The 9,858-nt window shown below is 48.5% G+C and carries 13 protein-coding genes; 10 read left to right on the forward strand and 3 right to left on the reverse strand.

Going from position 1 to position 9,858, the window contains the following annotated elements:
- The first annotated feature begins 73 nt into the window (after window positions 1-73).
- From RW114_RS05825 to RW114_RS05865, 9 genes are all read left to right on the forward strand, one after another.
- Window positions 74-1,066: a zinc-dependent alcohol dehydrogenase family protein gene (locus tag RW114_RS05825; RefSeq protein ID WP_340121786.1), complete on the forward strand. Its 993-nt coding sequence runs from the start codon at window positions 74-76 to the stop codon at window positions 1,064-1,066.
- Between the two features lie 103 nt (window positions 1,067-1,169).
- On the forward strand, window positions 1,170-3,515 hold the full coding sequence (gene mrcB / locus RW114_RS05830) for a penicillin-binding protein 1B (protein WP_340121787.1): 2,346 nt from the start codon (window positions 1,170-1,172) through the stop codon (window positions 3,513-3,515).
- Window positions 3,516-3,526: 11 nt separating this feature from the next.
- Complete coding sequence (gene lolA / locus RW114_RS05835) at window positions 3,527-4,153, forward strand: outer membrane lipoprotein periplasmic chaperone LolA (protein ID WP_340121788.1); 627 nt, start codon at window positions 3,527-3,529, stop codon at window positions 4,151-4,153.
- 80 nt (window positions 4,154-4,233) lie between these two features.
- A complete protein-coding gene (locus RW114_RS05840) occupies window positions 4,234-5,541 on the forward strand; it encodes a replication-associated recombination protein A (RefSeq protein ID WP_340121789.1) in 1,308 nt (435 codons plus the stop codon).
- 79 nt (window positions 5,542-5,620) lie between these two features.
- Complete coding sequence (locus RW114_RS05845; protein ID WP_340121791.1) at window positions 5,621-5,878, forward strand: AbrB/MazE/SpoVT family DNA-binding domain-containing protein; 258 nt, start codon at window positions 5,621-5,623, stop codon at window positions 5,876-5,878.
- Window positions 5,879-6,211 carry a type II toxin-antitoxin system PemK/MazF family toxin gene (locus RW114_RS05850; RefSeq protein WP_340121792.1) on the forward strand — a complete coding sequence of 111 codons (333 nt, stop codon included), beginning with the start codon at window positions 5,879-5,881 and terminating at the stop codon, window positions 6,209-6,211. It begins immediately after the preceding gene.
- A gap of 97 nt (window positions 6,212-6,308) precedes the next feature.
- Window positions 6,309-6,491: a hypothetical protein gene (locus RW114_RS05855; protein ID WP_340121793.1), complete on the forward strand. Its 183-nt coding sequence runs from the start codon at window positions 6,309-6,311 to the stop codon at window positions 6,489-6,491.
- Window positions 6,491-6,874 carry a type II toxin-antitoxin system death-on-curing family toxin gene (locus RW114_RS05860; RefSeq protein ID WP_340121794.1) on the forward strand — a complete coding sequence of 128 codons (384 nt, stop codon included), beginning with the start codon at window positions 6,491-6,493 and terminating at the stop codon, window positions 6,872-6,874. Before RW114_RS05855 ends, RW114_RS05860 begins: the two co-directional genes overlap by 1 nt.
- A 116-nt stretch (window positions 6,875-6,990) precedes the next feature.
- Entirely contained in the window at window positions 6,991-7,209 is a 219-nt protein-coding gene (locus tag RW114_RS05865) for a hypothetical protein (protein ID WP_340121802.1), read from the forward strand.
- Window positions 7,210-7,337: 128 nt separating this feature from the next.
- Here the strand turns inward: RW114_RS05865 and RW114_RS05870 are convergent, their stop codons facing one another.
- The 3 genes from RW114_RS05870 to RW114_RS05880 form a co-directional block, all read right to left on the reverse strand.
- On the reverse strand, window positions 7,338-8,480 hold the full coding sequence (locus RW114_RS05870) for an HNH endonuclease (protein ID WP_340121795.1): 1,143 nt from the start codon (window positions 8,478-8,480) through the stop codon (window positions 7,338-7,340).
- Window positions 8,481-8,668: 188 nt separating this feature from the next.
- Complete coding sequence (locus tag RW114_RS05875; RefSeq protein WP_340121796.1) at window positions 8,669-8,860, reverse strand: DUF2283 domain-containing protein; 192 nt, start codon at window positions 8,858-8,860, stop codon at window positions 8,669-8,671.
- A complete protein-coding gene (locus tag RW114_RS05880; RefSeq protein ID WP_340121797.1) occupies window positions 8,857-9,117 on the reverse strand; it encodes a DUF4258 domain-containing protein in 261 nt (86 codons plus the stop codon). The genes RW114_RS05875 and RW114_RS05880 overlap by 4 nt, the downstream gene beginning before the upstream one ends.
- 218 nt (window positions 9,118-9,335) lie before the next feature.
- On the opposite strand from RW114_RS05880, the gene RW114_RS05885 reads away from it, so the two are divergent.
- A partial coding sequence (locus RW114_RS05885) for a transposase (RefSeq protein ID WP_340121798.1) occupies window positions 9,336-9,858 on the forward strand: 523 nt, incomplete at its 3' end.

Below are 9,858 nucleotides of genomic sequence, written 5' to 3' on the forward strand. Positions count from 1 at the left end.
CTTTTGTCCTTCGCCTGATTATTAAATCTGTAGTGAGAGGTTACGTATTTCTATTTACAAAAAAGGCAAAAACATGAAAGCAATAATGATGACAGCCATCGGTAATCCAGATGTCCTGAAATTACATGATATTGACGAGCCGGAAATCTCCACGGCAACCCAGATCAAAGTCCGGCTTAAAGCCGCCGGCGTCAACCCTGTCGATACTAAAATCAGGCGTAACGGCTTGCTTTATGATAATCCGCTGCCTGCGGTATTGGGTTGTGACGGAGCTGGAGAGGTTATCGAAACCGGCAGTGCGGTCAGTCAATTTAAACCGGGCGATAAAGTCTGGTTTTGTCATGGTGGGCTAGGCCGTGAACAGGGCAATTACGCCGAAGTTACGGTAATAGATCAACGCTGGGCGAGTTTGATGCCGGAAACCGGTTCATTTAGCGAGGCCGCCGCATTGCCGCTGGTGTTGATTACCGCGTGGGGCGCTTTGTTCGATCGCGGCAGATTGCAATCCGGTCAAACAGTACTGATTCATGCCGGAGCAGGCGGAGTAGGGCATGTGGCGATACAATTGGCGAAATTAAAAGGTGCCCGAGTGATTACCACGGTGAGTTCCGGGCAAAAGGCCGAATTTGTCAAAGCGATGGGCGCTGATGAAGCCATTATTTATACCCAAAACGGTTTTGCCGATGCGGTCAATAAACTGACTGACAGCAAAGGCGCTGAGCTGGTTTTCGATACCGTGGGCGCTGAGGTATTTAAACAAAGCATCCCAGTGACCGCGCATTTCGGTCATCTGGTGACCTTGCTCGATCCGGGCGAATTGAGTCTGGCTGAAGCCCGAATGCGTAATTTATCGATAGGCTTTGAGCTGATGTTAACGCCGATGCTCAGAGATTTGCCTGAGGCAAGAGACAAGCACGTTGAAATTTTGAAGCAATGCGCGCAATGGATTGAGCAAGGGTTTTTAAAGGCACATATCAGCAAACAGTTACCGCTGGAAGAGGCCGCAATAGCGCATCAATTGATAGAAGCCGGGCATAGCACCGGGAAGGTTGTGTTGACTGTATAGTCTCACGCGTTGGGTTACGGCGCAAAAAGATGCGCCTAACCCAACCTACGACACTATTTATGTATAATAGCGCACGTTAATAAAACAAATGTTGTAAGAGGTTATGGCAGAAAAAACCAAAAAACGTAGCTCGGGTAGATACGATAAGAAAAAAACGGCTCCCCAAAAGTCAGGTTCTCATTGGATTAGAAATTCATTTCTGGTTTTTGTGGCCGGATTTGCATTTATTTTGGCGAGTTATCTGGGTTACCTGGACCACAACGTGCGTAGCCAATTCGAAGGTAAACGCTGGGCTATTCCGGCACGGGTTTATGCCAGTCCGGTAGAGCTTTATGCCGGTTATAAGCTGATTGGCGCAGAGTTTGAAGCGTTACTGCAGGCGCTACATTATCGGCTGGATGTTCATTTGTCTTCGGAAGGCACGTATTTTAAAAACGGCTCGCAAGTCAGTGTAAAAACCAGGGGGTTTACCTTCTGGGACCAAGCTCAACCCAGCAGCGTGATACGAGTGAATTTTACCGCATCTGGCATCGCCAGCATCGTCGACGCTGCGCAGAATCAAGATCTCGCTATTGTGCGTCTGGATCCCGTGCAAATCGGGAGCTTATATCCCAGGATCAAAGAAGACCGGATTTTAATCAAGCTGGAAGAGGCGCCTGATGCGCTTATTAAAGGATTGCTGGCTTCAGAAGACCGGGATTTTTATCAGCACATCGGTATTTCATTTAAGGGCATTGCCAGGGCAGTTTGGATGAATGTGCTTGCCGGTCATACTGTGCAAGGCGGCAGTACCATTACCCAGCAGCTGGTTAAGAACTTTTATTTGACATCTGAACGCAGTTTGACGCGGAAAGTCAAAGAAGCTTTTATGGCACTGATTTTGGAGTATCGCTACAGCAAAGATGAAATCCTGGAGGCTTATTTAAATGAAATATATCTGGGTCAGGATGGCGGCAGCGCGGTGCATGGCTTTGGCTTGGCCAGCGAATTTTATTTCGGCAGTTCTTTAAAGGACTTGCCTCTGGAACATGTGGCTTCGTTGATTGCGTTGGTCCGCGGGCCGTCTGAGTACGACCCGAGGCGTTATGCCGATCGCGCCGTACAACGACGCAATCTGGTGCTGGGAGAGATGGAGGCGGAAGGTCATATCACTGAAGAGCAGGCAGTCAAGGCGAAAGCCAAGGCCTTAAATGTGATCGCCAATACCCACCGTTCAACCAATCGTTATCCCGGCTTTCTCGATCTGGTCAAGCGGCAATTAAGACAGGAATACAAGGAGGAAGATTTAACCTCCGAAGGACTAAGAATTTTCACCACATTGGATACCCGGGTTCAGGATGCGCTGGAGGATACGCTGTCCAAAAAGCTAAAGCAGCTTGAAAAACTGCCTAAAGCTAACGACCTTGAGGCCGCTGCTGTGGTTACGCATAGAGACGGCGGCGAGATAGCCGCGCTGATGAGCGGTCGCGAAGTATCCGGTGCTGGATTTAATCGTGCCCTGGATGCGGTCAGGCCGATAGGTTCGTTAATCAAGCCGGTCGTGTATTTGACCGCGCTGGAATATCCAAACAAGTACACCATTACCACGCCGGTCAGCGATACGGCCATTTTGGTTAAGGGCTCGCATGGCAATGACTGGAGTCCTAAAAACTATGATCACAGAGAGCATGGCACCGTGAGTTTTCATACGGCACTGGCGCATTCATACAACCTGGCTACTGTTCGGATAGGGATGGATATTGGGGTGGCCAGAGTCGCTAAAACATTACGCAGTATGGGCATCACCCGGGCGATTGATTTGTTCCCTTCATTCCTGCTGGGGGCTGCGAGTTTAACGCCGATGGAAGTCACTCAAATTTATCAAACGCTGGCGGGTGACGGTTTTTCAACGCCGATAAAAGGCATCAGGGCGGTGGTTGCGGCCGACGGTACGCGCTTACAAAGTTATCCGTTTACGGTGAGGCAAGTGCTTGATCCGTCGGTAACGTATATCGTCAATACTATGTTGCAGGAAGTGATGCATGAAGGTACCGGACGTTCGGCGTATTCCGCTTTTCCGGCAAACTATGGTTTGATCGGCAAAACCGGTACGACTAACGATTCAAAAGACAGTTGGTTTGCCGGTTACACCGGTGATTATTTAGCTGTGGTCTGGATTGGCCGGGACGATAACAAGCCGGCCGGGTTAACCGGGGCAAGCGGTGCTTTGCAAGTTTGGACGTCGTTAATGAAGCAGATTTCAAACCAGCCGGTGAACCTGATTCCGCCGGACAATATTAAGACGGCATGGGTTGATCCGGCTAACGGCTTGCTGGCGAATGAAAATTGCACGGGAGCGAAGTCGTATCCATTCATTGCCGGTTCAGCCCCGGAAGAGTATTCATCGTGTGTGGATTCGCCCGTTAATCAATTTGAAACCTTGATTAACGATTGGTTACCGAATAATTAACAGGGGTATTTATGAAGAAAATTATAATTTTCGCCGGCTTGATAGCAATGTTGCTGGTCCATGCATCAGGTTATGCAGAAGATAAGCCGGTCAGGCAATTAAAAGCGTTTTTAAAGAATACAAAATCGCTCACCGCCGATTTTAAGCAGGTATTGATTAATGAAGCAGGAAACCCTACTCAAACCAGTTATGGCGTTTTTTATCTGCAACGTCCGGGGAAGTTCCGCTGGGATTATTTAAAACCCTTTCAACAACAGATTGTTTCTACGACCGGAAAGGTCTGGTTTTATGATACCGATCTGGAACAGGTCACCGTTAAAAAACTCGATGAGTCTATGGGGTCAACACCGGCATTGCTGTTAAGCGGCGAAATTTCCCTGGAGGATAATTACACCATGGAACAGCAGGGTGTCGATGGCGACTTGATGTGGGTAAAATTAGTCCCTAAAAGTCAGGAAAGCAGTTTTAAATATGTGCTGATCGGTTTAAATAACGATTCGCTGGGTGGCATGGAGTTGAGTGACAATTTCGGTCAGCTGACGCGTATTTATTTTTCCAATGTAATTTTGAACCCGCCGTTAAAGCAGACTTTATTCGAGTTTAAGGCGCCCAAAGGTGCCGATGTTTTCTCTGATTGAATTTAAGCAAAGGGCGAAGGGCGAAAGGCTAAAACAGCATGAACCTTCGTCCTTAGCCTTTTGCCCTTCGCCTGATTTTTATGCTTTTCGATGATTTGACCAAACCCTTGGCCGACAGGATGCGGCCAACCGAGTTAGCCGATTACGTCGGCCAACAACATATCCTGAAGCCCGGTAAGCCGCTGTATGAAGCGATTTCATCGGGACGCTTGCACTCGATGATTTTCTGGGGACCGCCGGGTACCGGTAAAACCACGCTGGCGCGAATCATTGCCCAGCATTCCGATGCCGAGTTTATGCCGATTTCGGCGGTGCTGTCCGGTGTCAAGGAAATCAGGGCGGCGGTTGCCGAGGCCAAAAAAATCCAGCTGGAACAGCATCGGCGCACCATCTTGTTCGTCGATGAGGTGCATCGTTTTAACAAGTCGCAACAGGATGCATTCCTGCCGCATGTGGAAGACGGCACGGTTTATTTTGTCGGTGCGACCACCGAAAATCCGTCTTTTGCGCTGAATAATGCGTTATTGTCCAGGGCTCGGGTCTATGTGCTTAACGCCTTAACGGCGGATGATTTATTGGCGGTGATCGATAAAGCGTTAACCGATAAGGTGCACGGTTTGGGCGGTCTGGCTATCGAAATGGCCGATGACATCAAACAGCAGTTCGCCCAGGCGGCTGACGGCGATGCCCGAAGACTGCTCAACTTGCTGGAAATCGCCGTAGAGCTTGCCGCCGCCAAAGGCGGACAGACGGTTAATGAAGCCATCGCCAAGGAAGTGCTGTCGGGCGGCGTACGGCGTTTCGATAACCAGGGCGAAGAATTTTACAACCAGATTTCGGCGCTGCATAAATCGGTGCGCGGCAGTTCGCCCGACGCCTCGCTGTACTGGTTGTGCCGAATGATGGATGGCGGCTGCGATTTGTCCTATCTGGCCCGTCGCGTGGTCAGGATGGCGTCCGAGGATATAGGCAATGCCGATCCGAGAGCCTTGCAGATTTGCATCAACGCCTGGGAAGCCCAGGAGCGCTTAGGCAGCCCGGAAGGCGAGCTGGCCTTGGCGCAAGCCGTCGTCTATCTGGCCTGTGCGCCGAAAAGCAATGCGGTTTACATGGCCTACAATGCGGCGATGGCCGATGCCAGACAGAGCGGCAGCCTAGGCGTGCCGGTTCATTTAAGAAACGCGCCGACCAAATTGATGAAATCGCTGGATTACGGCAAGGAATACCGCTATGCCCATAACGAGCCGGAAGCCTATGCCGCCGGGGAAAACTATTTTCCCGATGCGTTGGCGGGCAGGCAATATTACCAGCCGGTAGACCGGGGCCTGGAAATCAAGATCAAGGAAAAATTAAAGCATTTGAAGGAATTGGATAGGAAAGCCACCTAACTAAACTGCTTGTTGCTAAGCAAAGTATCAGTTGCTACAGTCACATTATATTTATGTATAATTACTAGGAAGCATAGCCATGTACACAACAAGTCTTCGCAAAGTGGGCGGCTCAATTATGATGGCCGTTCCACCTGCATTTCTCGATATGTTGCATATAGGGGCCGGTACTACGGTCGGCATTGAGATTGATCATGGCCGGTTGGTGGTCGAACCTCAATTGCGGCCGCGCTACACCCTTGACGAGTTGTTGGCGCAGTGTGACGCTTCCGCACCGATCAGCGATGAAGATCACGCCTGGTTAGATTCCGGCCCGATCGGTAACGAGCTACTATAAATGGAGCGGGGTGACATATATCTGGTTTCACTCGATCCGACTGCAGGACATGAGCAGCAAGGAACCCGCCCGGTGTTGGTTGTTTCGCCCCTTGCGTTCAATCGCGCAACCCATACGCCGGTAGTTCTGCCTATTACTGGGGGCAGAAATCATGCCCGTACCAGCGGCTTTGCGGTGACGTTGATGGGGGCAGGCACGAATACCACCGGCGTTATTCGGTGCGATCAGCCGAGAGCTATCGACCTAAGCTCCCGTCACGCTAAGAAGCTGGAAAGTGTGCCGGAATCCATTATGGATGAAGTGCTGGCACGGTTGGCCGTGATTTTCGAGTAGAATCTACAAATATTTTATTTGGATGCGGCAAATGTTGGGTTGGAACAGCATCAACCTACGCTGCCAACCTAACGCGCTGGAATAAACAGGGGAGACCATGAAAACATTAACCATTCAAGTTGAAGATACTTTGTATGATGCGTTATTGGAAATTTTAGAAAATTTGCCGAAACATAAAATCAAAATACAAGTAACCGATAGCGACAACCATCTCGATTTTGAGCAATCAATGGACTACGCCATGGATAAAAATAAAGAGCTGTATAAACGGCTGTCCTAATGCAATTATTAACGCTGGAACAGGTTTTAAAACTGCATAAGCGAGTCATTGAGCAATCAGGCGGTGCCATGGGAGTTCGTAATCAAGAAGGACTAGAATCCGCATTGGCACAGCCTCGCATGAGTTATGCAAATCAGGAGCTGTACCCGACATTAATCGAAAAAGTGGCGGCGTTAGGTTTCTCTTTGATTAATAATCATCCGTTTGTCGACGGCAATAAACGTATTGGTCATGCCGCGCTTGAGGTTACCTTGCTGATGAATGGCTATGAAATACAAGCCGATGTTGATAGTCAAGAAGCAGTCATATTGGCTGTTGCCGCCAGTAAAATGGATCGGCAAGATTTTTTAGAATGGTTGCAAGACCATGTTGTGCCGCACTAAATGGCACTGGAATTAATCAGCCACAGAATAAGGCCATTCAAGCTTGTCCTGAGCCTTGTCGAAGGGCGCGTAGCGCGAGGCGGTGTTACCGGCGAATCTGGTGATGCTTGCCGAATATGCCGGTTCTCGCTGCCACTCAAGGCGGTTGTACTGTGATTGCCGAAGCTCAGGATGAACTTGTCACTAAGCATGACCTAATCGAAGCCAAAAATGACATTAAGGCCGACATGAATGTTCGGTTTGATCGTATTGATGGTGAATTAAATCTAAACAGATGGATGCTCGGCGTATTATTGGCTGGCGTTATATCGCTGGTATTGACGGCCTTTTTTTAATGTCAGGCATAAACAGCATGTCCGACTGGGCTAAGCTCAGACCGGATGTGTGATTGCAAGACCCTGTGTTTTCTTACTCTACCCATGACCCTGACCCCATGACCCCCGTGCTTAATCTGGAATCTGAATTAGTCATCGGGCATTGGGGGGATTTTCTTGATGAACTCTGAAAGAGAACCTAATTTTTCCTCCATCATGCCGTTAAATTTGTCATAGTCTTTCGGTTCCGGGATACCGCCCGGCGGGATGCCTAGCTGGGATAACACAGCGGAAAGCTCCTCGCGATGTACATGATGTCTTTCCCTCATCTTTCGCATATCAGAGGCGATTGCCGTAGCGTTTCTGCAGGCGAGATCGAAATTGTTTGCGTCCAATCCAAAGCCATTAAACGCAGCATGTAGCTCGGTTGCAGGTATATCCCAGTTCACCGACAGGTCCAATTCTTCACGCGTCTGTGGGTTAAGCGCGTACACATCTGTAAAACTGTCCCCTTCAAATTTACTGCTGAGGTTGACCATAACCCTCATTGCTCCGAAGTACTCAACATATGCGAGCAGGGTGCCTTTTTCTGAATCGCCCCGAATAGAAACAAGATGGAATAAATCGGTTTGCGGCCGGTCGATCACCACATCTCGGATATAAAAAAGTGCGAATCCTCTGTCATCGGTTGGCGTCTTTAATGTGTGGATGCCAATTTCGCAGCGGTGCGCGGGAATTCCCAAGCCGACACACTGCGCGATGGCTGTTTTGACTACGGATCGTCCTGCTTCTGAACCTCCTAATTCAAGCCGATGTTGCAGCGCACTGTCCTCCTTGAACGGCGTCATTTTAAGGTTCTTTAACTCACCTTCCAGGTCAAACTTAGGATGCTTTTTCTTAATCCCTTGTAACATTTTCCGAGCTTCGCGTTCTGTGCGGGCAAACATACGTATGTTGGCTTTACCGTCGGATTCTGTTCTTTGAAAAAATGGCTCCTTACGCGTCATCGTTCCGTCGGCTCGCAAGCGTAACTCAGTCCCGTCCACCGTCTGGACGATCTCATCTGGGCTGCTGCCCCGTTCGCGCTCAATACCAACTGCCAGCGAAAACCAGTTAAGCTGCTCAGCCAATTTAGTATCCCAAGACTGACCGAACGAACTGTTGCACGTAATACAAATAAATCCGCGAACCTTTTTGCGCCCACCTATCGAGTTTGGGATCACATGCTCTTCAGAGTCATTGATCTCCGTGATTTCCGATGGGCAACAAGCGCACACTTTCTTATCAGTCATCGTGAAATATCCTTCAGCAGACTCCAAATGGATAGGAAATTCAACCGCCTCAACCAAAGTATCCCACCTTAAAACCATGAATAACTGGGGTCATGAATCGGCGAGAAACAAGGAGAGGGTCAGGTCTTTCATTGTGCATGTTTAAGAGGAAGTCATGTCGGGTTAGCATAGCGTAACCCGACTATAACCTAAGCGGCTTTCTGTTCCTGCAAAGGCAGAAGACCAGAAACGCTGGCTTCTAATATCACCATCTGCACAAGGTGATTATTAGCATCGTAAGACAAAACCACATTCCAATCTTGGGTTGTTTCTCTAACGATAGGATTGTCGCTGAAATGCAGTTCCAATATGTCGTCTTCCGGGTAGTAAATTGTTTTCATAATTCATTCTCGAAGCTAAAGTGATACATCACTGTTTTAACAATAACCGTTTGATCTATGACTACTGCAGCACAAAGCAAGTTGTCGGTTCGATGTTGATAGAACTTTGCAATCCACGCATGTTTGTCGTCTTTATAGCTTAACTGTCCTGTTTCGATGAGGTCGATTAGCAACTCCATTGAAATATCACGTTCAATCATGCGTTTTTGGGCATGTTCTGTTAAGTGAATAATTTTATTGAAGCGTTGACTATGCACGGTTACAGGCTATTGATTTTCTAGAAGAGTTTTCATGCTACCCGCTGCTGTGAGCCGACGTCAATCGTTTTGGTATTTCTATGCGATTATCCGGCAACAAAAGTAAAAAGCAAGGGCCTTAAATTGAGTATGAGCAAGCTTAAATTTTGACTCCCAAAATGTTAAGTATTAATATCTGATGTTACGCACCCACCCCTCAAAAAGCGTATTATTTCGGGATGGAAAAAATAAAACTAGAATTATACACAGACTACCTGATCTGCAATAACGGGTTTACGACGGCGACCGGATTGTCGGCAATGATGGAAGGGGATATAAGCCATGACCAGATGACGCGTTTTCTGGCATCGAAAGCATTTACCTCCAAAGACCTTTGGAGTCAGGTTAAAGCAACGGTACGCCAGATAGAACAGGAAGATGGTTGCCTGATATTTGACGATACCATTCAGGAGAAGGCCTGGACGGATGAGAACGAAATCATGTGCTGGCACTTTGATCACTGCAAAGGGCGTTCGGTCAAAGGTATCAACTTGCTGAACGCCCTATACTATAGTGGGGAAGTTTCAATTCCCGTCGCCTTTGAAGTGGTGTGCAAGCCTTACCAGTTCAGTGACGTGAAGACCCGCAAGGTCAAGCGGGCCAGTGAGTTCACCAAAAATGAGCTGATGCGGGAGATGATAGCGACCAGTGTGGCGAATGCCATCAAGTTCCGCTATGTGTTGACGGACAGTTGGTTTGCCA

Source organism: Methylobacter svalbardensis (assembly GCF_037671525.1).
GTDB classification, from domain to species: Bacteria; Pseudomonadota; Gammaproteobacteria; order Methylococcales; family Methylomonadaceae; genus Methylobacter_A; species Methylobacter_A svalbardensis.